General features: G+C 68.6%; 22 protein-coding genes and 1 pseudogene. 9 read left to right on the plus strand and 14 right to left on the minus strand.

Annotated elements, in window-relative coordinates; genetic code table 11:
- Positions 1-94: 94 nt before the first annotated feature.
- Entirely contained in the window at positions 95-1543 is a 1449-nt protein-coding gene (locus NF20_RS02980) for a multicopper oxidase family protein (protein ID WP_011725222.1), read from the plus strand.
- A gap of 26 nt (positions 1544-1569) precedes the next feature.
- Here NF20_RS02980 and NF20_RS02985 read toward each other — a convergent pair.
- Positions 1570-2720, minus strand: a pseudogene (locus NF20_RS02985) (NAD(P)/FAD-dependent oxidoreductase).
- 66 nt (positions 2721-2786) lie between these two features.
- Here NF20_RS02985 and NF20_RS02990 point away from each other — a divergent pair.
- Entirely contained in the window at positions 2787-3662 is an 876-nt protein-coding gene (locus tag NF20_RS02990; protein WP_170925430.1) for a hypothetical protein, read from the plus strand.
- Between the two features lies 1 nt (position 3663).
- Here the strand turns inward: NF20_RS02990 and NF20_RS02995 are convergent, their stop codons facing one another.
- Positions 3664-4584, minus strand: coding sequence for a TIGR03619 family F420-dependent LLM class oxidoreductase (locus tag NF20_RS02995; protein ID WP_033712826.1), 921 nt, complete (start codon positions 4582-4584; stop codon positions 3664-3666).
- 61 nt (positions 4585-4645) lie between these two features.
- Between NF20_RS02995 and NF20_RS03000 the strand changes: the two genes are divergently transcribed.
- Complete coding sequence (locus NF20_RS03000) at positions 4646-5326, plus strand: PadR family transcriptional regulator (protein ID WP_003876380.1); 681 nt, start codon at positions 4646-4648, stop codon at positions 5324-5326.
- 111 nt (positions 5327-5437) lie between these two features.
- Positions 5438-6820, plus strand: a complete 1383-nt coding sequence (locus NF20_RS03005) for an HNH endonuclease signature motif containing protein (RefSeq protein ID WP_033717205.1) — start codon at positions 5438-5440, stop codon at positions 6818-6820.
- Here NF20_RS03005 and NF20_RS03010 read toward each other — a convergent pair.
- On the minus strand, positions 6817-8535 hold the full coding sequence (locus NF20_RS03010) for a 3-ketosteroid-delta-1-dehydrogenase (RefSeq protein ID WP_081215357.1): 1719 nt from the start codon (positions 8533-8535) through the stop codon (positions 6817-6819). The two genes, NF20_RS03005 and NF20_RS03010, sit on opposite strands and share 4 nt — an antisense overlap.
- 101 nt (positions 8536-8636) lie before the next feature.
- On the opposite strand from NF20_RS03010, the gene NF20_RS03015 reads away from it, so the two are divergent.
- The 3 genes from NF20_RS03015 to NF20_RS03025 are packed head-to-tail and all read left to right on the plus strand — an operon-like array spanning position 8637 to position 10857.
- On the plus strand, positions 8637-9749 hold the full coding sequence (locus NF20_RS03015; protein WP_009977174.1) for a Rieske 2Fe-2S domain-containing protein: 1113 nt from the start codon (positions 8637-8639) through the stop codon (positions 9747-9749).
- 2 nt (positions 9750-9751) lie between these two features.
- Complete coding sequence (locus tag NF20_RS03020; RefSeq protein WP_024637064.1) at positions 9752-10036, plus strand: hypothetical protein; 285 nt, start codon at positions 9752-9754, stop codon at positions 10034-10036.
- A gap of 14 nt (positions 10037-10050) precedes the next feature.
- Positions 10051-10857: an SDR family NAD(P)-dependent oxidoreductase gene (locus NF20_RS03025; protein WP_031351670.1), complete on the plus strand. Its 807-nt coding sequence runs from the start codon at positions 10051-10053 to the stop codon at positions 10855-10857.
- Between the two features lie 106 nt (positions 10858-10963).
- Here the strand turns inward: NF20_RS03025 and NF20_RS03030 are convergent, their stop codons facing one another.
- Genes NF20_RS03030 through NF20_RS03050 form a run of 5 tightly spaced genes read right to left on the minus strand, consistent with a single transcriptional unit; the run spans position 10964 to position 15229 of the window.
- The gene (locus NF20_RS03030; protein WP_009977170.1) at positions 10964-11746 is read right to left on the minus strand and encodes an SDR family NAD(P)-dependent oxidoreductase; all 783 of its coding nucleotides are present in this window, start codon (positions 11744-11746) and stop codon (positions 10964-10966) included.
- A 20-nt stretch (positions 11747-11766) separates the two neighbouring features.
- Positions 11767-12843, minus strand: coding sequence for a hypothetical protein (locus NF20_RS03035; RefSeq protein WP_009977168.1), 1077 nt, complete (start codon positions 12841-12843; stop codon positions 11767-11769).
- Positions 12844-12887: 44 nt separating this feature from the next.
- Positions 12888-13871: an alpha/beta hydrolase gene (locus NF20_RS03040; protein WP_011725211.1), complete on the minus strand. Its 984-nt coding sequence runs from the start codon at positions 13869-13871 to the stop codon at positions 12888-12890.
- 6 nt (positions 13872-13877) lie between these two features.
- On the minus strand, positions 13878-14747 hold the full coding sequence (locus NF20_RS03045) for an SDR family NAD(P)-dependent oxidoreductase (protein ID WP_009977166.1): 870 nt from the start codon (positions 14745-14747) through the stop codon (positions 13878-13880).
- Between the two features lie 2 nt (positions 14748-14749).
- On the minus strand, positions 14750-15229 hold the full coding sequence (locus tag NF20_RS03050; RefSeq protein WP_009977164.1) for a nuclear transport factor 2 family protein: 480 nt from the start codon (positions 15227-15229) through the stop codon (positions 14750-14752).
- Positions 15230-15436: 207 nt separating this feature from the next.
- Here NF20_RS03050 and NF20_RS03055 point away from each other — a divergent pair, with 207 nt between their 5' ends.
- Positions 15437-17377 carry a flavin-containing monooxygenase gene (locus tag NF20_RS03055; RefSeq protein WP_009977162.1) on the plus strand — a complete coding sequence of 647 codons (1941 nt, stop codon included), beginning with the start codon at positions 15437-15439 and terminating at the stop codon, positions 17375-17377.
- Positions 17374-18261 (plus strand): SDR family oxidoreductase, encoded by an 888-nt coding sequence (locus NF20_RS03060; protein ID WP_009977161.1) that lies wholly within the window; start codon positions 17374-17376, stop codon positions 18259-18261. The genes NF20_RS03055 and NF20_RS03060 overlap by 4 nt, the downstream gene beginning before the upstream one ends.
- Here the strand turns inward: NF20_RS03060 and NF20_RS03065 are convergent.
- From NF20_RS03065 to bphC, 6 genes are all read right to left on the minus strand, one after another.
- Positions 18258-18884 (minus strand): Dabb family protein, encoded by a 627-nt coding sequence (locus tag NF20_RS03065; protein WP_011725208.1) that lies wholly within the window; start codon positions 18882-18884, stop codon positions 18258-18260. The two genes, NF20_RS03060 and NF20_RS03065, sit on opposite strands and share 4 nt — an antisense overlap.
- A complete protein-coding gene (locus NF20_RS03070) occupies positions 18877-19233 on the minus strand; it encodes a hypothetical protein (protein WP_009977159.1) in 357 nt (118 codons plus the stop codon). The genes NF20_RS03065 and NF20_RS03070 overlap by 8 nt, the downstream gene beginning before the upstream one ends.
- 85 nt (positions 19234-19318) lie before the next feature.
- Positions 19319-20242 (minus strand): alpha/beta hydrolase, encoded by a 924-nt coding sequence (locus tag NF20_RS03075; RefSeq protein WP_009977158.1) that lies wholly within the window; start codon positions 20240-20242, stop codon positions 19319-19321.
- A complete protein-coding gene (locus NF20_RS03080; protein ID WP_009977157.1) occupies positions 20239-21075 on the minus strand; it encodes an IclR family transcriptional regulator in 837 nt (278 codons plus the stop codon). Before NF20_RS03080 ends, NF20_RS03075 begins: the two co-directional genes overlap by 4 nt.
- Positions 21076-21217: 142 nt before the next feature.
- On the minus strand, positions 21218-22726 hold the full coding sequence (locus NF20_RS03085; RefSeq protein WP_050485457.1) for an FAD-dependent oxidoreductase: 1509 nt from the start codon (positions 22724-22726) through the stop codon (positions 21218-21220).
- Positions 22690-23598: a biphenyl-2,3-diol 1,2-dioxygenase gene (gene bphC, locus NF20_RS03090; RefSeq protein WP_009977156.1), complete on the minus strand. Its 909-nt coding sequence runs from the start codon at positions 23596-23598 to the stop codon at positions 22690-22692. The genes NF20_RS03085 and bphC overlap by 37 nt, the downstream gene beginning before the upstream one ends.
- Positions 23599-23604: the final 6 nt, after the last annotated feature.

Below are 23604 nucleotides of genomic sequence, written 5' to 3' on the forward strand. Positions count from 1 at the left end.
CATCCGCCGCACCGGGCGGCGTCGCCCGGCAATTCCGCGCTGCGCCAAGCGAATCGAGCCACGTGTTGCCGCCGGCCGGCGGCGGCCCCGGGCGGTGATGGTGGCGGTCACCCGGCGCGACTTCTGCAAGTGGGGTGGCATCGCGGCACTGGCCGCATGCGCCGGGCCGCCGCACGGTAAGGCCGATTACACGCTGCGGATCGCCACGGGGACAGTCGAATTGGCGCCCGGGCGGGTGGTGTCCACCCTCACCTACAACGGCCAGTTTCCCGGCCCGCTGCTGCGCTTCATGCAGGGCCGGCGCACCTGGGTGGACGTGTACAACGACACCGACGCCCCCGAGCAACTGCATTGGCACGGCCAGCACATCGGTGCCGACGTGGACGGCGCCGCCGAGGAGGGCACGCCGTACGTGCCCGCGCATGGCATGCGCAGGATTTCGTTCGTTCCCGGCCCGGCCGGCTTCCGCTTCTATCACACCCATGTGGTGCCGCGCGCCGATCTGTCCCGCGGCCAGTACAGCGGATTGGTCGGGCCGGTGCACATCGCGTCCAAGGACGATGACGCCGGTGCCTTCGACCAGGAAACCTTCTTGACGCTCAAGGAATTCGAGCCGTCGTTGAGCCGGGGCGGCGACATGGCCGTCGACTTCCTCGCCGGCGCGCAGGAGCCGGATCTGAGGGAGCGGGGCGAGTCGTCGATGGCGGCCTCGCGCGGCCGCGGCGAGCAACCCGGCTACGAGGTCGGCTACCGGGCCTTCGCGATCAATGGACGCATGCTGGGCCACGGCGATCCCATCCGGGTGCGCACCGGCCAGCTGGTGCTGCTGCACGTCCTCAACGCCGGCGCCACCGAAACCCGCAGTTTGGCCCTGCCCGGTCACGCCTTCACCGTCGTCGCGCTGGACGGCAACCCGGTGCCCAACCGGGCGCCGGTGCCGGTGCTGTGGCTCGGCGCGGGGGAACGCGTCTCGGCGCTGGTCAGCATGACCAATCCGGGCGTGTGGGTGCTGGGCGACCTGTCCGACGACGACCGCGAGCACGGGCTGGGCGTGGTCGTCGAATACGCCGGCCGCGCCGGGGAACCGCAATGGGTGCCCCCGCCGCCGTTCACCTGGGATTACCGGCTGTTCGCCGGCCCGCACCCGGCGCCGGTCGCGCCGCCCGATCACACCATCGACCTGCTGATCGAAAAGCGCAACGCCGCCGACAACGGTTTCAACGTCTGGACGGTCAACGGCACACCGTTCGCGATGGACAGCAACCAACCCGTGCTGGACGTCGAACGCGGCAGGCGTTACCGGCTGCGGTTGCGCAACGCCAGCGACGACCTGCACCCGATGCACCTGCACCGGCACACCTTCGAAATCACCCGGTTCGCCGGGACGCCCACCGCGGGCGTGCGCAAGGACGTCGCGATGCTCGGCGGCTACCAGAGCATGGAGATCGACTTCGTGGCCGACCAACCGGGCCTGTCGCTGCTGCACTGCCATCAGCAGATCCACATGGATTACGGGCTGATGCTGCTGCTCAACGGCGTCTGATCGGCGAAACTCTTTGTGTACCAACGTCATAGCGTTGGGGGAGTGGCCGTTTCCCGCCCCAGCGGGTCGTTGCGGCGCACCCCGCCGTACATGCCCCACCGCACGATCAGGGGCATCACCACGCGTTGCACCGACCAGGACGGGAAGCGCACGGTATGACCGCTGGGCAAGAAGACTTCCAGCCCGTCGGGCTGGATCCCCACCAGCGAACCCCAGCGCCGCCTCGGCGCCCGGAAGCCGCGCAGCGGCCGGCCGGTGAACTCGGCGACGACGTTGCGCGCCACCAGCGCGTCGCCGCGGTTGCGCGCCGAGCTGCGCAGCGGATCGGTGGCCGCGACGTCGCCGACCGCGAACACGCCGGGATGGCCGGGCACCCGCAACTGCGGGGTGACCCGGACGAAGCCGCGCTCGTCGAGCAGCTCGGCGGGCAGCCACCCGGTGTTGGGCCGCACCCTTCCGATCGCCCACAGCACGGCGTCGGCCGCGGCCGGCGGTTGCCCGGTGCTCCACTGCACGGGCCGGCTGGTGAGCTCGTCGCCGGCGAAGCCGTCGGGCAGCACGGCGCGATGCCCCGGGTGGACGCCGACCCCAGCCGGGTCAGCCGGGCGTGCAGCCGCCGCCAGGCGCGGGGATGATGCCCGCTCAGGGCGGTCTCGCCCGGGAAGTACAGGTCGATCCGCTTGTCCGGCCAGGTCCTCGCCATGTTCAGGGCGCTGCTGACCGCGGCCGCGCCGCCGCCCACCACGATCACCGACCCGGCGGCGGCCAGCCGCTCGTGCGCGTCGCGCAGGTCCGCGCCGATCTCGGCGGCCGACTGCAGGGTGGGGCGTCGCCAGAAGCCGTTGCTGACCCCGGTGCAGATGACCAGCGCGTCGTACGGCTCGGCGACGGGTGCGCCGTCGTCGCCGCGCCCGAATACGGTGCGGGCGGCCAAGTCCACCCCGGTGAGCGTCGCCTGCACCGTGCGGACGCCGTCCAGGCGCCGGAACCGGTCGAACGGAATCCAGTAATCGCGGGCCCAGTCGTGCGGGCGGGACAGCCGGACCCCGAGTTCCTGGCCGCTCACCAGGGCGGGTTTGGCGGAGATCCCGACGACGTCGGCGTGCCGGGACAACCGGATCGCCGCCAGGACGCCGACGTCCCCGAGGCCGGCGACAACGACACGCTTGCGGTTCATGCGGTTATCCTGCCCTGCGTAGCTGACCGCCGTTGACCGATCCGAGGAGGGAGGAGGCCACGCCAGTTGATCGTCTCGCGCCGATCCGTTCGTCCGCCGGCCGCGGCGCCGGCACCTCCCCGGGCGGGCGCCCTGCTGCGCGCTGCGGTGCGCGCCTCGGCTCCCCGTCCCGCCGCGGCGCGGCGCGCCGCCAAGGACTTCGAGAAGGATCTCCTTCCCGCGGTCCTCGCCGAGATCCGCTGGGCGTTCACCCCGCCGCGCACCTGGCTGATGGGTGTGTTGGCCAACGTGATCGCCGCCGCCGCCTGGCTGCTGGTGCAGCCGCTGACTCTGGGCCACCATCACGACTGGGTGATCCTGGTGGGCACCTACTTCTCGTCGTGGGTGCTCGCCGATGTCACCACCACCAACTTCCTGGGCGCCGATCACTACCGCATCCTGCGCGGGTTGGCCGACGGGGTGCCGTTCGGGCGAATCCTGCTGGTCAAGAACCTGGCCCTGCTCACGATCGTCGGGCTGCCCACCCTGGCCGCCGCGATGGCGCTGACGCTGTGGCTGGAAACGCCTGCGCGGCTTGCCATTACGGTGCCCACCGTGGCGGTGCCGATCCTGTCCTGGCTGGGCGTCGGCAACCTGATCTCGGTGCTGCACCCGGTCAGCGTCGAGCCGCTGATCCGGCGCTGGCGCCAGCGCGCCGATCTGCGCCGCACCCGCAGCTGGCTGCTGGCCCTGGCGCTGCCGTATGCGCTGTATTACGTGGCCGACCCGATGAACGGTGTGGAGCACCGGGTGTTGTGGCAACAGCTGCCCGCGCTGATCTGGCCGGTGTTCGGGCGCGACACCAAGAGCGTGGTCCATTTGGCCATCGCCGTCAGCGTCTGGATCGCCGGCAGCCTCGCGGCCGTGTCCTGGGTGCGCCGGCGCGGACTGCAGATCCGCTGACCTACGCCAGCTGGGGCTTGATCTCTTCGATGACCCACTGCGCGTAATCGAGGTATTCGTCCGCGCCGCCGACGGCGGGCACGGGCACCGCGGTCACCGTCACGCCCTGCTCGGCCAGCCAGCCCAGCCGGTCGACGATCTGGCCCGCGCTCATGCCCGGCCGGTCCCTCACGTCGCGGCGGGCGACGTGTCCCTCGCCGACCCGGTTGGTGCCCAGCCCGTGCATCACCTCGAAAGGCCGCCCGTCGTAACAGGGTTGGGACTTGATGTAGTCGAGTTTTTCCGCGATCTGCTCGGGTGGTGTCAGAAACGGCCACCACCCGGAGCCGAACCTGGCCGCCCGGCGCAGCGCGGCGTCGGCGTCACCGCCGATCCAGACCGGAAGGTGGGGTTTTTGAACGGGTTTCGGTTCGAAGGCGATGTCGGCGAACGACACGTAGCGGCCGTCGAAGCGGGGTGTGTCGCTGGTCCACAGCTCGACGATGGCGGCCAGATATTCGTCGGCGATGCGGCCGCGTTCCCCGAACGGCACGTCGAGCAGCTCGAATTCGCGGGCCAGCCATCCCACGCCGAAGGTGACCATCATCCGGCCGCCGCTCATCCAGTCCGCGGTGGCCAGCGCTTTGGCCAGCACGATGGGATGCTGCAGCGGCAGGATGGTGACGCAGGAGTTGATGGCCACCCGCTCGGTGGCCCCGGCGATGAACGCCTGCGCGGTGGTCGAGTGCAGATAATGCGACCCGGACAGCTCGACCTGGTCGACGGGGATGACGAGGTGTTCGGGCACCGCGATCATGTCGTAGCCCCACCGGTCGGCGCATTGCATCATGCGCCGCTGTTCGGGCCCGGTGACGGCCGCTTCCCAGGGCTGCGCAATCGCCTTGAGGCGCATCAGGTGCGGAACGGGAAAGGCGAATTTCACGGGCGTCCCAGCCAGCGGTCCATGACCCCCAATCTAGGGGCGGTGTTGTTAACCTGGCGACATGGCCTCCGAAACGGACCCTGCCAGCCAGAAGCCGGCGCTGGCCGCCACCAGCTGGGCGCTGCTGGGCATGATGTCCTACGAGGAGGAGGTCTCGGGCTACGACCTCAAGAAGTGGATCGACTGGAGTGTCGACCTGTACTACTGGAGCCCGTCCTACAGCCAGATCTACACCGAGCTGAAGAAGCTGGAGGCGCTCGGGCTGGTGACGTCGCGCGTCGAACGCGACGAGGGCACCCGCAGCCGCCGGCTCTACAAGATCACCCCGGCCGGCATGGACGCTGTCACGCAGTGGACCAACCATGCACCCGTCGACCCGCCGGTGCTCAAACACAGTGTGCTGCTTCGGGTTACGTTCGGGCACCTGAGTAATCCCGGTCGGCTCAAGGAATTGCTGCAGGAGCACGTGGCCTACGCCGAGGCCCGGCATCGCAAGGCCATGGAGGACGCCGAGGGAGCCGAGGCGGAGCCCGCCTGGGCGTATTCAGTGCTCGCATTGCGCTGGGCGGCAAAGTATTACGCTGCCGAGCGCGAGTTCGCGCTGGAGATGATCAAGGAGATCGACGAGGCCGACGCCATCCTGCAGCGCGCCGCAAAGGGTGGGTACGGTAAGCCCCGGCCCACGCCGGGTTACTGGCGTGAGGTCGAGAAGCAGGTCCAGGCGAAGCGCGAGGCGGAGTAGTACTCGGCTTTCCGGATATCAAAAACGCATAGCGAAATCCCTTGTGTTACTTTGGTTTCTGTGGTCACATTGCGGGGCTTTTTGTCGGTGGGCTCGCCTAGTTTGCGAGGTATGAGTAGTGATCGGGAGGCGGTGTCGGCGGCGTTCGACGCCATCGATGCCGCCCTGGACGATCTGCTCGACTGCGACTACGCCGCGTTGGCCACGCGCGAGAAGTTGGCGTTGCTGAACCGCTGCGAGAAACTGCGCCGGCGGCTGCCGGCGGTCGAGCATCCGCTGATCAACGCGCTGGCCCGCGACGCCAGCCCGGCGGAGTTGGGGGGCCGGCTTTCGCATGCGATCGCCGAGGCCACCCTGATCAGCCGCGCCGAGGCCGCCCGGCGGGTGCACACCGCCGCCGACCTGGGCCCCCGCGTCGGGCTGACCGGGGAACCGTTGCCGCCGGTGCTGGCGGCCACCGCCGCGCGGCAACGGGAGGGGTCGTTGGGCCTCGAGCAGGTGGCCGTCATTCGTAAGTTCTGCCACCAGTTGCCGGGCTGGATCGACCAGGCGACGCGGGAGCGCGCCGAAACCGACCTGGCCAGGGAAGGCACCCGGTATCGTCCCGAACAGCTCGCCGCGTTGGCCGGCACGCTGGCCGATTGCCTCAACCCCGACGGCCTCTACCGCGACGAAGACCGCGCCCGCCGCCGCAGCCTCACCCTGGGCAACCAACACGCCGACGGCATGTCCGAACTCCGCGGCTGGCTATCCCCCGAGCTGCGCGCCACTCTCGAGGCGGTGCTGGCCAAACTCGCCGCCCCCGGCATGTGCAACCCACTCGATGAAAACCCGTGCGTGGACGGCAGTCCCACCGAGCAGGCCATCGACGGTGATGCCCGCTCGGCGGCTCAACGCAACCACGATGGGCTGCTGGCCGGGCTGCGCGCCCTGCTGGCCTCAGGAAACCTCGGCCAACACAACGGCCTCCCGGCCTCCATCATCGTCACCACCACCCTGGCCGACCTCGAAGCCGCCGCCGGACGGGGTCTGACCGGCGGGGGCACCCTGCTGCCCATGTCCGATGTGATCCGGCTATCCCGGCACGCCCGCCACTACCTCGCCATCTTCGACCACGGCAAAGCCCTGGCCCTGTATCACACCAAACGCCTGGCCTCCCCCGCACAGCGCATCGTGTTATACGCCAAAGACCGCGGCTGCACCGCCCCCGGCTGCACCGTCCCCGGCTACTACGCCGAGGTGCATCACTGCACCGACTACGCCACCTGCCACACCACCGACATCAACGACCTGACCTTCGCCTGCGGACCCCACCACCGCCTGCTACAACCCGGCGCCTGGACCACCCACAAAAACGCCAAAGGCGAAACCCAATGGATCCCACCACCCCACCTAGACCGAAACCAACCCCGCACCAACACCTTCCACCACCCCGAAAAACTCCTACGTGGGGAAGACGAGGACGAGGACGAGGACAGCGACGACGCCGGTTAGTCGGGCTGAGCGGCGCTCGGGCGCGCCGCCTCTTGGGCGGCGATGTAGCCGTACACCAGCCCCTGCGCGATCGTCGCCCCGGCGCCCGGATACGTCGTGCCGAACGCATTGGCGGCGGTGTTGCCGATGGCGTACAGCCCGGCGATCGGCCCGCCGTCCTCGCGCAGCACCCGCGCGCGCTCGTCGGTCTTCAGCCCGCCGCAGGTGCCCAGATCCGACAGCACCATCCGCACCGCGTAGAACGGTCCGTCGAACAACGGCCGCAGGTTGGGGTTCGGCTTGACCGTCGGGTCGCCGTAGTAGCGGTCGTAGGCGCTGCGGCCGCGGCCGAAGTCGGGATCCTCTCCGGCGGCGGCGTTTTGGTTGAACCGGGTCATCGTCTCGACGAACTCCGGCACCGGCACGCCGATGCCCGCGCCCAGCTCGGCGAGGTTGTCGGCCCGCACGGCGATGCCGGCGTCATACCACGCCTGCGGGATACGCATCCGCGGAAACAGTTCGGCCCCAAAGACATAACTGTTGCGGTACTGCTGATCGAAGACGATCCACATCGACTCGACCGGGCTGCCGGACCGCTCCAACTCGAGCAGCCGCTGCCCGAACGACATGTAATCGGTTGCCTCGTTGACGAACCGGCGCCCGTGCTGGTCCACGATCAGGCAGCCCGGCAGCGAGCGTTCCGCGAGCATCACCGCGGGCGCCTTGCCGGGCAGCGGCGCCACCGCGGGGAACCACCACGCCTGATCCATCAGGTCGATCGCGGCGCCGATCTCCTGGCCGGCGCGGATCCCGTCGCCGGTGTTGCCGGCGGCGCCTAGACTCAGGTCGGCGCCCAACGATTCCGACTGAAACTTCCACCGCATCTCCATCCGATGGTCGAAGCCGCCGGTGGCCAGCACAACGCCGCGGCGCGCGCTGATCGTCACCTCGCGCCCGCCGTGCTCGACGACGGCCCCGCTCACCCGCTCACCCCGGCGCGTCAGACGCGTCAGGGTGGTGCCGGTCCAGATCGGGATCCCGGCGCGCAGCACCCCGGTGAACAGCCCGGCCATCAAACCCTGACCGCCGGCCGCGTAGCGCCGGCCCAGCATGCGTCCGCCCACGCCCTGCACCAGGCGCTTGGCGTAGACGGGAATCCCCTTGCGCGGCAACCGGGCCACCAGGTTCATCCACCGGTAATCGGCGCCCGTCGTCGGCATCGGAACCGTCACCTCCATCAGGCCGGGCTCCAACCGGGTGCGGTACTCGCCGAGCAGCGAAGTGTCGAAGGGGCGGCATTCACAGGTGCGCCCGGCCGCACTGCCGCCCGGCTCCTCCGGGTGATAGTCGGAGTAATCGCGGGCCCAGAACAGCCGCAGCGGCGTGGTCCGGCGCAGCATCTCCACCGTCGCGGACACCTGCGCGACGAACGCCGCCGACCGCTGCGGCGGCGCCGAACCCGCGACCACCGAATCCAGGTAGGTGCCGGCGCGTTCCGCGGTGTCGCCGGCGTTCGCCTCGTCCAGCACCGGGCTGGCCGGCAGCCACAGCGCGCCGCCGGAGCGGGCGGTGGAGCCGCCCACGTACGATGATTTCTCCACGATCAGCACCGACAACCCCAGTTCGTGGGCGGCCAGCGCCGCGGCCATGCCGGTGCCGGAGCCGACGACGAGCAGGTCGACGGCGGTGTCGGCCACGGGAAGTCCGGCAGGAATCGTCGCGCTGTGCGTCGTCACAGCGAAAACGGTATGTCGCGGCACCGTGATACCGGAATAGCCGTCCTGATGAGTGGAACAGACACCCCCACGGGCGGGTCCGGCTGCGTTGAATCGTGCGCATGCATGACACCGACGAAATCCGGCTCATCGAGGCCCAGGCCGTCCCGACCCGGTTTGCCCGCGGCTGGCATTGCCTGGGCCTGATCCGGGATTTCGGTGACGGCAAGCCGCACCCGATCAACGCCTTCGGGCAGAAACTGGTCGTCTTCCGCGGCGGCGACGGCGCCATCAACGTGCTCGACGGCTATTGCCGGCACATGGGCGGCGACCTGTCCAGGGGTGAGGTGAAGGGCAACGAGATCGCCTGCCCCTTCCACGATTGGCGCTGGGGCGGCGACGGCCGGTGCAAGCAGGTGCCCTACAGCCGGCGCACGCCCCGACTGGCCCGCACCCGGGCCTGGACCACCCTGCAGCAGGACGGCATGTTGTTCGTGTGGAACGACCCGGAGGGCAATCCGCCGCCGCCGGAGGTAACGATCCCGCGCATCGAGGGTGCCGGCAGCGACGAATGGACCGACTGGCATTGGTATAGCACTGTCGTGCAAAGCAATTGCCGCGAGATCATCGACAACGTCGTGGACATGGCGCACTTCTTCTACATCCACGGGTCGCTTCCCAAGCAGTTCAAGAACATCTTCGAAGGCCACGTGGCCACCCAATACATGAACAGCGCCGGGCGCCCCGATATCGGCGGTGAGGGCGCGAGGATGCTCGGCACCACTTCGGTGGCCTCCTATTGGGGACCGTCGTTCATGATCGACGACCTGACCTATCACTACGAGGACGCCGACCACCAAACGGTGCTGATCAATTGTCACTACCCGATCGACGCGAATTCTTTTGTGCTGCAATACGGCATCATCGTCAAGAAATCGGATGCGCTGCCCGACGACCTGGCCATGCAGACCGCGATCGCGCTCGGCGACTTCGTCAAGCTCGGCTTCGAGCAGGACGTCGAGATCTGGCGGCACAAGGCGCGCATCGACAACCCGCTGCTGGTCGAGGAAGACGGGCCGGTGTATCAGCTGCGCCGCTGGTATCAGCAGTTCTACGTCGACGTCGCCGACGTGCAACTCGACATGGTCGACCGCTTCGAATTCGAGCTGGACACCACCCGACCCTACGCCGCATGGATGAAAGAGGTCGAGGCCAACTTGGCGGCCAGGACCTGAAGGTGCTGAAAATGCCTGTGCGCGAGGATGTTCGGCTCGTCGACATGCCCATGGCGCCGGTGATGTGCCAAGACTGCGGAGCGCGGGTCATGGCCCGCAAAAGCAGCTGGAACCAAACCAGCGTGCAATGGGATGCCGACGCTTCGGCTCGCTGCATCGAGCGCCGCGACGCCGAATGCCTGGCCGGCCATCACCGGGGGCCGTTCCTGGGATGTACCGCGCTGCGGGAGTCGATCCAGGCCGCCGTCGCCAGAGGAGAATTGGCGATCGTCGACCCCCTCGGCTGACGTAGTCTGACCGCATGAGTGGTGTGAGGCGGGTGGCCGTGGTGACCGGCGCGAGCCGCGGCGCGGGACGCGGCATCTCGGCCGCGCTGGCAGATCGCGGCTGGCGGGTGTACGCGACGAGCCGCACCATCGGCGACACCCCGTCCGGTGTGGTGCCCGTCCGCGTCGATCACCGCGACGACGCGGCCGTGTCGGACCTGTTCGACCGTGTGCGGCGGGAGAGCGGGCGGCTCGACCTTCTGGTCAACAACGCCGCGACGATCTCCGACAATTTGGTCAGGCCAAAGCCCTTCTGGGAGAAGCCACTCGACTTGGCCGATGTGCTCGATGTGGGATTGCGGTCGTCTTATGTGGCGTCCTGGTACGCCGCGCCGCTGTTGGTTGCGGGCGGACGCGGGCTGATTGCGTTCACGTCGTCGCCGGGGTCGGTGTGCTACATGCACGGTCCCGCGTACGGCGCGCAGAAGGCCGGAGCCGACAAGATGGCCGCAGACATGGCGGTGGACTTCCGGGGCACCGGGGTTGCGACGGTGTCGATATGGATGGGCATCCTGCTGACCGAAAAGCTGCGCGCCGCTTTCGGTGCGGATCCGGCCGCGCTGGCCGCGACCGCCGAGCATGCCGAAACCCCGGAATTCACAGGCTATGTGATCGATGCGCTGTTCGACGACCCGGGTCTGGCGGAGCTCAGCGGGCAGACGCTGATCGGGGCGGAACTCGCGCAGCGCTACGGCATCACCGACGAGGGCGGCCGCCGCCCACCGTCCCATCGGGACATGCTCGGCTCGCCCCGGACGCCGAGCAGCGTCGTGGTGCGCTAGTGCGCTAGCGCCGGTCAACCCTCAAAGACGCCGAGCGCTCCGACGTACGCGCGGTCGCCCATGGCCCGCTCGGTCAGGCACCACGATCCGTCGGTCGGCAGTCGTGTCAGGCGTGTGCGCCGCCGTCGACGCGAATCTCCGTCCCGGTGATGAACGCGCCGTCGTCGGAGGCCACCATCGCGATCACCGAGGCGACTGCGCTCGGGTCGCCCAGTATTTCACTGTCTTTGCCGTGCAGGAGCGGGGTTTGCTTGGCCCACAGGCCGACGTCATACCCGTCGGGCATTTTGTCCAACGTGCTGTTGGCCAGTGCCGTCGAGACTCCGCCGGGTTGGATGTTGACCGCGCGCAGCCCTTGCTTCGCGTACTCCAGCGCCAGCGAATGGGTGAAGCTCAAGATGCCGCCCTTGCTGGCGGCATACGCGGCCATGTAGGGATGTGCGAACGATGCGGCGGTGGAGGTGAAGTTCACCACCACACCGCGCCCGGAGTCCAGCAGCGCCGGCAGCGCCTGGCGGGTCATCAGGAAGGTGCCGGTCAGATTGACGGCCAACGTCCTGTTCCAGTCGGCCAGCGTGGTCTGGTGAGTGTGCGAACACGTCTGTATGGCCGCAACATTCACCAGCACCTCAAGGCCGCCGAGGTCGGCTACCGCGGCATCGACGGCGGCAATGACATCCCCTTCGACCGAGATATCCAGGACGGCGGTGGTCAGGCGTTTGCCGGTGCCGGCGTCGTCGGCGGCGGCCCTCGTGCGCGCCAACCCCTCCGCGGAGATGTCGTAGGCCACGATGGTGGCGCCCTCGTCGAGCAGCCGGGCTGCGGTGGCCGCACCGATCCCGGAGCCGGCCCCGGTCACGATTGCGCGGCGGCCTGCGAAACGGTCCATGACGCAATGCCTCTCGGTGATCAGGCCGGCTGAAACGCGCTCAGCGGCGCTTGGTCGGGATAGCTGGTCGGACCCCCCACGTCATAGGCGGCGTTGAGGGCAGCGATGAATTCTGGGTCATGCAGTGGCGCGCTCGGGGCGTCGAGTTTGATGCCCTTGGCATGGAGGTCGTCCAGCATCATGTCGATCGCGCGGTCGATGGTGATGTCGTCGGAGCCTTCCATATTTTTCTTGAGCTCGTCATAGTCGGAGAAAACCTCGGCCGACCAGTGGACCAGGAATCGCAACTCGTCAGTGTGGTGGCGGGCGATCACGTCCTCGCCGTTCTTGAGCAACCAGTGGTTGCGATCGGACGGGTCACCCGTGAACACGGTGTCGAACGCCAAACCGGACGGAATCTGTTGTTCCAGTGGCCCGTTGGCTTCGCCGCGGTGAACCATCATCTCGTTTTGCACCACCACGCCGCGGTTGTTGATCGGCGGCAGCACTCGCGCCGGGGCTTTCAACGGACCGTCGGGCCAGTAGGTGAAGCCACTTCCGGTGTCCAGGCAGAACCACGTGATCACCTGGGCCATTTTGATCAGGTAGTCGGAGAACAATCCCGACTTGCCCATGACGCTGCACAGCCAGGTGGGTGCGTTCTCGTGGCGCACGCCGCGAAAACTCGGCGAATCCAAGTGGCCGGGATCGCGGTTGGCGCAAGGCCCATTGATGTTGAACAGCATCATCTCCGGCTTGGCGTACTCAGCGTTCCAGTAGCGCTTGGCATGTTCAAGGAAGGCGGCGTTGTAGAAGCAGTCGTGTAGTTCCGGGTACAGCACGGTGCCATAGTTGGCGAGGTAGCCGCGGAACGTCGGCGTGAGAAACAGGTCCAGCGAGGGCGTGAACCCCTCGGGAAACGCACCGCTCATCGTCGCCATCAGTTCGTCGGCCGACGCGAAGTGCTGCGCGATGATGAGGCGCCACGGACCGCGCGTGTGCACCACATTCAATAGGCGCTCACGCTGATCGTCGGTGTACACATTGTCGATTTCGCGGGGCGGCGCGACCGGCCGCAGTACGTCGGAAAGCTCCATCCGGCGCTCGTCGCTGAGCATCACCTGCCTCCTTTGCGGTCACGATCGGTCGATTGTGCGCAGCGTTACCGCGTTGGGGTGGAATGCCGTCCGGTGATCGGGACGTCAAACCGGAGCGGATGAGTAAACTTGGCCCGCAGCAACCCACCGATCTCCGCGATGGCCAGCCGGCCGCGTGCTGTGGCATCGGAGCGCATCAGGAAGCCGTGGTACATGCCGGGATATCGGGTGACGGTGGTCTGGACGCCGGCGTCACGCAGGCGGTCCGCGTAGCGCTCGCCCCAGTCCCGGATGGGGTCGCAGCCCGCGGTGACCACGATCGCCGGCGGCAGACCCGACAGGTCGGCCGCATACGCCGGGACCAGATACGGGTCGGTCGGAGGACCGGCATCGCCGTCGACCAGCGCGTGCATGTAGTCGATGTCGTCGCGAATGAGCAGCGGAGCGTCGGGCATTGCCGCGATCGAGGCAACGGACATGTCGCGGTCCAACCCGGGATACAGCAGCACCTGCGCGCAGATCGGCGGTCCGCGGCGATCGCGCGCGGCCAGGGCGACGGCCGCGGCCAGCGAGCCGCCGGCGCTGTCGCCGATGACCGCGAGCCGATCGGCATCGACGCCTAATTCCCCGGCCTTCCGCGATACCCATTCGGTGGCGGCGTAGGCGTCGTCGAACTGGGCGGGCGGCGGTGACTCCGGGGCCAGCCGGTAGTCCACGGCGACGACCGTGGCCGCTGACGCGGAGGCGAGCTCGCGGGCCAGTGGTTCGAATGAGCGGTTGGATCCCATCACCAGTCCGCCGCCGTGCAGATACACCAGCACCGCCACACCGGAATCCGTTGTGGGCCGGTAGATCCTGACGGGGATGCCGCCGGCGGCGCTGGGCACGAGCGCCTCGGTGACGCTGGCCATCTCGGGCATGGTCGCCGGCCGCGGTGCGGACTCCAGCCCGGCGCGCACCGCGGGCAGACCCCGTTGCCGCATCGGAGCGGTCTCGCCGAACGAGGCGATGCGGGCGGCCGCGTCGGGATCCAGTGGGGGAGAAGTCATGTCTTGTCAGTCTGGCGCGGAGTCGAACCGTGTCTCGGTCCGCAGTCGTGGGGCCTGTTGCGCGGCAAGCACTTTGGCCCGTTCGCGCATCGCCGCGCCGACGCTTTCCGGATGAGTGTGCAGGTAGAAGTGACCCTCGGTCGATTGCCTGAAGATCATCTCGGCGGCTTCCAGCGCATCCATGGACGCGGCCTTGATGCCGAGCATGGCCGAGCGGTGGGCTTCGGCCGCGGCCGCATCGGTGGCTGCATCGGGGTCGACGCCGCCCGCCGACTCGAAGATGTTGGAGCGCACCGGCCCCGGCAGCACGGCCTGGACGTGAACGTGATCGTCGTGCCCGGTGGCCTGCACCTCGAGGTGCAGGCATTCGGTCAGCGACAGCACCGCGTGCTTACTCACGATGTAGGGCGCCTGCAACGGCATCGCCACCACCGCACCCACCGATGCGATGTTCCACACCCACGCCTGCTGTCCGGCGGCCATCATCTTCGGCAGAAACGCGCGTACGCCGTAGAACACGCCGCTGACGTTGACGTCCATGACGCGCTGCCAGTTGACCACCGGTGTGTCCCACAAATAGCCGAACTGTTCGATGCCCGCATTGTTCACCAGCAGGCGCACCGGCCCGATGTCATAGGCGCGGTCGGCGAGGTCCTGCACGGCGGCGGGATCGCGGACGTCGCAGGCGGCGTCGTGCGCCGCGCCGCCTCCCGCGGCCAACTCGTCGCGCAACGCCGCGACGGCGTCGCGGTCGATGTCGGCCAGCACGACCGTCATGCCCAACCCACAGGCGTAGCGGGCCAGGCCGGCGCCGAGGCCGGACCCGGCGCCGGTGATCACCGCGACTCCACCCGCGAAGGTGCTGCGAGCGTCCATCCTTATGAGCCCACACCGCTTTCGGCGTGCAGTTCGGACAGGAGCACCGAGCTGGTGGTGTCGAGAATTACGTCCATCTGGCTGAACTCCAGTCCGTGGGCACCGCGCCGAACGCCGACGTTGACGACGGCGCTGGACACCGCGAACGGCACGAAGTTGGCGATCTGGTTGACAAAGAGGTAGAACCGCGCCCGGGTGATGTCGCCGTCGGACCCGATGCGGTGCACGTTGGTGGCGTGATGCCGCAATGGGTACGGACTCTGCTTGCGGTGCTCCGACAGCCATTCCATTACCGCGTCGCGACCGCTGAGTTTCGGTGACATGAGCTCCTCGAAAGGGCTTGCACCGGAATCGCTTCGGGTCAGGTAGTGCACATCCTCGGCGTAGCTGGCCGCGAGCTCGTCGTAGTGCGCCTCATCGTAGTGGTACCAGAAGGCCCCGATGAATTCCTGTAATTCGGGCAGCGTGATGTCGTCGCTCATCCCGTCAGTCAACTCCGAGCGTGCAGTTGCTAGCACCTCGGATGCCCGGTCAGTGGAACACCGTCGGGGCTCAGTTGGTGATCAGCCTGCGCGGCGAGACTATTTTTCTGGATTACGGTAGGTGCCCGTGCGCGCGTGGGTCGGCCGCGTCCCGCTGAGTAGGCACGGGCCTGCTGAAGGCGGCGGACCGCTTCGATACTCGTAGGCATGAGCACTGGCATGCCCGTCACGACTGAAAGCGCAAGAGCGGCGGGTCCGGACCCCTACGACGTCGGCGAACTGCGGGCCAACCTGCGGCAGGCGGATCCCGGGGTGCTCGTCGCGGTGCTCGCCCAGCTGACCGGGGACCCGGCCGTCGCCGATCGGTTCGCGCCGAAAATCACCCATGTGCCCGACCCGCCGGAGCAGGCGGGCGTCACCGACCCGGAGACGGCCGCCCAGCTCGTCGACGAGATCGTCACGGCGTTGAGGACGCCGCGGCGAGCGGACGCGGTACCCGCCGACGACCTCGACCTCTTCGCTCGTGTGGCGCCCGTCGCGCTGGGCGGAGAAGTCGGCCCCGAGTATCTCGGACTGCTCCTCGAGCAGGGCGGTTTCCAGCCTTCCCAACCGGTACTTCCGCGCACCGCAAAGCTTCCCGCGGGATTCCGGGTGGTCATCATCGGCGCCGGGATCGCCGGCATCACCGCCGCGCTCGCCTGCGCGGACGCCGGCATCGAGTATCAGATCATCGAGCGCAACGACGAGGTGGGCGGAACCTGGTACACCACCAGGTATCCCGGCATCGGGGTGGACACCCCCTCGGCGTATTACTCACTGTCCCGCGACATCAACGGTGACTGGTCGAGCTACTACCCGCAGGGTGCGGAGTATCAGGCCTATCTGGTATCGGTGGCGGACAAAAACGACCTGCGCAAGCACACCCGGTTCGGCACCGAGGTGGAAGCGTTGTGGTGGCAGGAGCGGCGTCGGCAGTGGCAGATCCATTCGGTCGGCCCGGACGGAACCCGCGACGTCAGTTACGCGAACGTGGTGATTCCGGCCGCCGGCTACCTGAATCGGCCGCGGTGGCCGGAACTGGCCGGCCGCGAGACGTTCTCGGGGATTTCGATCCATTCCGCGCACTGGGACCTCGAGCTGGATCTCACCGGTAAGAGGGTCGCGATCATCGGAGCCGGGTGCACCGCGGTCCAGATCGTCGACGCCTGCGTGGACCAGGTTGCGCACCTGACGGTCTTCCAACGCCAACCGCACTGGGTCGCACCGCGCCGACGGGCATCCGACGACGTCCCCGCCTATCAGCGCTGGTTGGGCACCCGACTTCCGTACTACGCCAACTGGATTCGGCTCAAGTCATATTGGGGGACGGCGGACACCAACTATCCGGTAATCCTGCATGACCCGCAATGGGCGGCCGAGCACCTGTCGGTTTCGCCGGCCAACGACGTGTTGCTGCGCATGTGTCTGGATTACATCGATCGCGTGTTCGGCGCGGGCAGCGAGCTGGCCCGCAAGGTCACCCCCGACTTTGCGCCCTACGGCAAACGGATCATCCGCGATCCGGGCGGCTATTACGCGGCGCTGGCCCGCGAGCACGTGGACGTCGAGGCCAGCGAACCGGCCCGCGTCAATCAGGCCGGAATCGTCACGGCCGACGGCCGCCAAATCGACCTCGACGTCATCATCTACGCGACCGGTTACTATCTGGATTTCCTTTCCACCGTGGACATCCGGGGCCGCGACGGCAAGAAGCTGACCGACGAGTGGGGCGACGCCCCCCGGGCCTACCGGGGCGGAATGGTGCCCGGGTTCCCGAACATGTTCATCTCCTCGGCCCCCAACTACAGCCCGGGTCACGGGGCCGGGCACAACTTCGGGGTCGAGGTGATGGTGCACTACGTGATGGAATGCCTGCAGTTGATGGCGCTGCGCCGGGCCACCACCGTGGAGGTGACGCAGCGCGCCTACGAGGAATACGTCGCGGACATCGATGCCCTCATGGCGGGCACCGTGTGGTGCCACACGCCCTCGGCGCACACCTATTACCGCTCGGGCGGAGGCCGGATCGTGACCGCGTTCCCCTATCGGCTCGTCGATTTCTGGCGCGACCATCGTGCGCCGAGCGAGGAAGATCTCGAGTTGCGATGAGCCGCTTACTGTCCGGCAAAACGGCGTTGGTCACCGGTAGCAGCCGCGGCATAGGTCGCGCGGTCGCGCAGCGCCTGGCCGCCGCAGGGGCCACGGTCGCGGTGACCGCACGCTCGCACTCGTCGTCCCCATCGACGCGGGCCGGTACGGCCACCGCGCTGCCCGGCACCATCGGCGAAACGATCGAACTGATCGAAGCCGCCGGTGGTTCGGCGTTCGGGATCGCGGCCGACCTCGAAGACGCCGACCAGCGGGACGGTTTGGTCGATGCGGTCCTCGACCGCACGGGCCGCATCGACATTCTGGTCAACAACGCCGGTTTCGCCGACTACTCGTTGGTCGAAGACATGAGTTTGGAAACGTTCGATCGCACCGTGGAGCACTACCTTCGCGTCCCGTTCGTCCTGACGAAATGCGCTGTGCCGCATATGCGCAAGCAAGGGGCGGGGTGGATCGTCAACATCGGATCGGTCACGGGCGTGGCCCCGGTCAGGCCGTACCGGGAGTACAACAAGGCCTCCGGCGACGTGGTCTACGCGGCCATGAAAGCCGCCCTGCACCGGTTCACCCAGGGAGTGGCCGCCGAGTTGCTCGACGCCAACATCGCCGTGAACTGCGTCGGCCCGTCGACGGCGGTCCGGACACCCGGTGCCGCGCAACTGATCCCGGAGTCTTTCCCTACCGAACCGGTGGAGTATCTGGCCGAGACCGTGCTGGCGATGTGCCATCTGCCCGCCGCGGAGCGAACAGGGCTGGTCGCGTTCAGCCTGCATTATCCGTGGTCACAGCAGCTACCCGTGCACAGCCTGGACGGCGCGAACCTGTTGCCGCCGTTGCGTCCCCCGGCAAATGCCAATCCGAACATTCTTCCCGCGGGGGTCTAGGTCAGAACCGGATCGGTGCTGATGCAGAAGCTGTGGCAGACGCGGTCGCGCACGATGACGTCGGGACACTCCGGGTCGAACCAACGGTCCACCACCGCCCAATGGATCGGGTGCATCAGGTAGGGCCCCATCAACCCGTCCACGTCGGTGAAGAGCTGTTCGAACACATGGGTCCACGCCGAAGCTCCGGTCGCCTCCTCCACCCGGCTCAGCTGCCAGCCGGTGATGGTGCGCACGTATCGCGGCATCAGCCGCAGGTCCGCCTCGAACCGGGCGACGGTGTCCTCGGCGGTGTCGGGCGACACCGCCAACAGCAGCGTCCGGTACACGGTGCCGGGTTTTTGGCCGGCGTGAACGGGCGTTCCGGAGTAGGTCGTACCGTTCACCCGGCCGACGGCGGGGTCGTCCAGGATGGCCGCGAAACATGCGGCCGTGCAATCCCATTGGCGTTTGGAGGCGAAGCGAAGGTGCACCAGGAGGTCGCCCCCATTGCGGGAGCCGGGCAGTGTCGGCCCCGCCACCCAGTGCAGCGCGCCGGCGTCGGACGCCGCCCGACGCAGTGCGGCAGCCATCCGGTCGCGGTCCTGCTCGGCGATATCGATCAGCCGGGTGACGCTATACATCGCAGAGTACGTCGACGTCCGCGGCGCGCGCGGCGAAGGACCGGGACCGCTCGGCCACCAATTCCCCGATCCGCGACCACCATTCGCCCACGGCCGGATCGGGCCGGCCTTGCCACGTCATCTCCCACCACGCCCGGACGTTGGGCAGTGTCCAGGTGATGGTGACGGTGTTCACCTGGCCCTCGGATGCGTCGAACCAGATGGGTGGACTCACCAGGACGTCGTGCAGCGTCATGCCGCGTTCGCGCGCGCCGGGGGCGTACTCGGCCAGATAGGTGTCGACGAATCGCCGGGCGCATCCGGGCCGGGTCACCACCCGGTCGATGACGAAGACTGCACCGTCGGCCATGAGCCGACCGTATGACACCCGGGGGACGCAGCGGGGCCGGCTCCCGACCACCGGGAACCTCCGGTCAACCGTCGAAGCCGTCGCGTTACCGCCGCAGCAGATCGGCCAGGGCGGCCGCCGCCTCGTTGCGCGCCCGGTGCGCGATGTCGAGCATCGGCATCGTCATGAACCCGTGGATGCCGCCCTCATAACGCAATTGCACGGTCGGCACGCCCGCCGCTTCGAGCGCGGCGCCGAAGGCCAATCCTTCGTCGCGCAGCGGATCGTGGCCGGCGACCACCACGACCGCGGGCGGGAGTCCGCGTAGGTCGGCGTTCAGCGGCGTGGCGTAGGGGTGCGCGCGGTCTCGGGTCGAGGGCACGTAGCAATCCCAGTACCACCGCAGCGCCGGCGCCGGGTTGTAGTAGCCCTGGCCGAAGAGGCGGTACGACTCGGTGTCGAAATCGGCCGCGATCACCGGATAGATCAGCAGTTGGGCCGCCGGCGCCGGGCCGCCGCGGTCGCGACACATGACCGTGGTCACCGCGGCCAGGTTGCCGCCCGCGCTGTCGCCGCCCACGACCAGTCGTGCGGGGTCGGCCCCGAGCGCGTCGGCGTGGTCGCGGGCCCAGCACGTCGCCGCGTACACGTCTTCGGCGGCCGCCGGCCACGCGTTCTCCGGGGCCAACCGGTAGTCGACCGAAACGACAACGGCGGGAACAAGATTGGCAAGATTGCGGCACAGGCCGTCGTGACTGTCAAGGTCGCAGAACACGAAGCCACCGCCGTGGGCGTACACGAGGGCGGGGAGCGGCGCCGCCGCTTCGGGTCGGTATACGCGTATGCGGAGGGGGCCGCCCGGACCCTCGACCAACCGATCGGCCACCTCGGCGACGGGCTCGGGCTGGGCCGGCGGCACCAGCCTGGATCGGATCAGCGCTCGGGCCTCGGCGCCGCTCATCTGCTGCACGGGTGGAAACCCGCTGTCCAATTGCTCGATGATCGCCGCGATCTGCGGCTCGAGGCTCACGCGTACTGCAGGGCGGGGCGCGGCTTGGGCACCGGATGCTGCGGCCGCATCGGCGGCAACGGCCGCAGGCGCTGCAGGGTCGGCGCGACCCGTTGCGGGCCTCCCTCCACGTTGCGCCACACGCCCATCGCGGTCATCCGTACCGGCGCTGCCAGCCGCTGGTCGAGCGCCATGCGCTGCAGCGGACCGCACACCGACACGGCTGCGGCAGCTTCGCCGGGACCGCCGATTGGAGCTGCGACACAGCCAAACCCGAGCAAGGATTCTTCGCGTTCGAAAGCGACGCCGTGCGCCCTGACCTTGGCGAGTTCGGCCGCCAGTTGCGGGGCGCTGGAAATCGAGTATTTGGTCGGGCGAGCCCCCAGGTCGAGGTCGGTCGCCTCGTCGCGGTAAGCCAGGATCGCCTTGCCGACGGCCGTACAGTGCGCCGGCTGACGGCCCCCGACCCGGCTCGGGATCACACTGTTCAGCCGGTCACCGACCTTCTCCAGATAAACGACGTCGGGGCCGTCCAGCACCGCCAGGTGCACGACAAGCCCGGTGGCACGGTGCAATTCGACCAACAAGGGGGTGGCTGCGCGCACCAGACGATCCTGGTGCACGGCCAGCGAGCCCAGCTCGACGAGGCGCATGCCGAGTTCGTAGTCACGGCCGCTGCGGCGCAGCCAGCGCAACTGGACCAACCGCTCCAGCATCCGGTGCGCCGACGAGCGCGGCAGGCCGGTGCGGCGCACGATCTGGGCCAGCGTCAGGCGTCCCGGCCCGTCGAATGCGTCCAGCACCAGCGAGATGCGGTCGATGACCGCGGTGGGGGTTTCGGCGGGCGCGGGCATATGTCCTCCTGGATGGCATATTCCTATTAGGAATATCTTCCTACCACACCGCTGTGTTCGTTGTCACACAGGACACGCCCCGGGGCGACATTCGCGCGTGTAACGCCACGGCGGGTTCCGGGGTGATTTCTCCGCCGTGGCGTTACACGCGCGGCAAGCGACAACCGGCGGCCGAGGCGCCGGCGCGGCGGCCGTAGAAGCTGCCGTCGCCGAGCGAGATGCCGCTGGCGTAGCCCCAGGCGGCCAGCCCGGCGGTGCACCGGCCGGCCGCGAAGAGGCCCGGGATGGGCTGCCCGCTGACGTGCAGCACCTCGGCGTCCAGCGTGGTGGCCAGCCCGCCCAGGGTGAAGCCGCCGGTGCTTTCCCGCAGGTCGACCGCGCCGACGGGGGAGCCGATCGGCCTGATCCACTCGGGCTTCTTGTGCAGCAGCGGATCCTCGCCGCGGGCGGCGCCCGCGTTGTAGGCGGCCACGGTGTCCTGCAGCGAACCGGGCGGCAGGGCCATGTCGCGTTCCAGGTCGGCCACCGTGTCGGCCACCCAGGTCGCCGGGCGCAGCATCAGCTTGGGCGACCACGAGGCCATCGCCTCGTCCTGGGCGTCGCCGTCGATGATCAGGTAGGCGGTGTTGTCCTGCTGGTAGAGGGTGAGCTGCCCGATCCGGCCCGGGTAGGTGTCCTCGGCGACGTAGCGCTGGCCGCGGCCGTTGACCAGGATGCCGCGCACCAACTGCTGGGGATCGATGAAGATCGCCACCTCGGTGGCGTCCATGTGCGCGAGGTCGGCGCCCAGCGCCTGGGCCATCCGGATCGCCTGCCCGTCGTGCTGCTCGATCGAGGCGGCCGGGCGTCCAGCGATGCGCGGCGCGTAGCGGGCCACCATGGAGTCGTTGTAGGCGAAGCTGCCGGTCGCCAGCACCACGCCGGTACGCGCCCGGATGTTCATCTCGGTGCCGTACCTTCGCGCGCGCATGCCGACGACCCGGCCGTCGGACTCGGTGATCAGCCGCTGCACCCGCACGTCGTAGAGCGCGCGGGCGCCGGCGGCGGTGGCGCTCTCGACGAGCGGCTTCATCAACATGTAGCCGGCGCTGGCTTCGCCCTGCTTCTTGTTCTGCATCTGCGGGACGTGCCCGCGCGGAGCGGGGGAGGCGATGGTGTTGAACGGATACGAGTTCTCCCCGCCGCTGTACATCAACCCCTGATCGCCCATCGGCTCCCAGCCGGGCTCGCCGAAGAACTCCGCCTTGAACGGCACTCCGCAGCCGACCAGCCACTCGAAGTGGGCGAGGCTGCCCGCGCAGTAGTCGGCGATCCGGTCGGCGTCGGCACCCGGGCCCATCGCAACGTTGAGGAACGCCGCCATGTTGTCGACGGAATCGGTGAAACCACAAGCCTTCTGGATGGGCGTGCCGCCGCCCAGGTAGATGAATCCGCCGGCCATCGCTGCCGCGCCGCCCCAGGATCCGGTGCGCTCCAGCACCAGGACGTCGGCCCCGGCGCGGGCCGCTTCCACCGCCGCGGCCGCACCGGCCACGCCGTAGCCGGCGATGACGACGTCGGCCTCGTGGTCCCACGAGGTGATCGACGACGCGGGTATCGGTGTGACGTCGGTACTCACATGCGCATCGCCGCGGGTGGTTCCGGAATCCACTCGTGGCCCCAGTAGCTGTCGGCGGTGATTTCCTCTGCGGTGTAATAGGTTTCGTCGACCCGCATCCCGTCGGTGCCGAATTCGATGTCCCAGTCGCCGGGCGCGCGGACGTAGAAGGACACCATCTTGTCGTTGGTGTGCCGGCCCAGGGTGGACGCGACGGTGAAGCCGTCGGCATTGACCCGGTCCAGCGCCTGCCCGACGGCGTCGAGGCTGTCCACCTCCACCATGACGTGGACCAGCCCCGGGTCGCGCTGTTGGGCGGCCGGGCAGATCGCCAGGCTGTGGTGGCGTGCGTTGATGCCCAGGAACCGCACCCGGATCGGGCCGAACTCCGCGGGCAGCGGCACCCGGAACGCGCCACGAGACCGGAATCCCAGTACCTCGGTGTAGAAGTCGAACAGACCGTTCGGGTCGGTGGCGGGCACCACCACGTGGCCCAGACCCTGGTCGCCCGTCACGAACTTCGCGCCGAACGGGGTGATGACCGGGCTGTGGTCGAGCACCGCGCCGTGGAACACCTCCAGCGTCGTGCCGGCCGGATCCTCGAAGGTGATCACCTCTTCGACGCGGCGGGCGTCGGCCTCTTGGAGCGACAATTCCTTGAAGGCCACCCCGGCGCCGTCCAGCGTGGCCTTGACCCGCTGCAGTGCCTGGTGGTCACGCACCTCCCAGCCGACCGTGACCACCCGGTCAACGTCGCCGGGCACGACGATGATCCGGGCCGCGCGTTCGTCCATCCGCAGGTACAGGGCCGACTCGTCGGGTCCTTTACCCTCCGCGAACCCCAGCACACCGAACGCGAAATGGCGCCAGCGCTCGATGTCGGCCGTCGAAACTGTGATGTAGCCAAGGCTTTTCAGGTCAGACATGGAAAA

The sequence above is a fragment of the Mycobacterium sp. MAC_080597_8934 genome, assembly GCF_000523975.1.
In the GTDB taxonomy this organism is placed as follows: domain Bacteria; phylum Actinomycetota; class Actinomycetes; order Mycobacteriales; family Mycobacteriaceae; genus Mycobacterium; species Mycobacterium avium.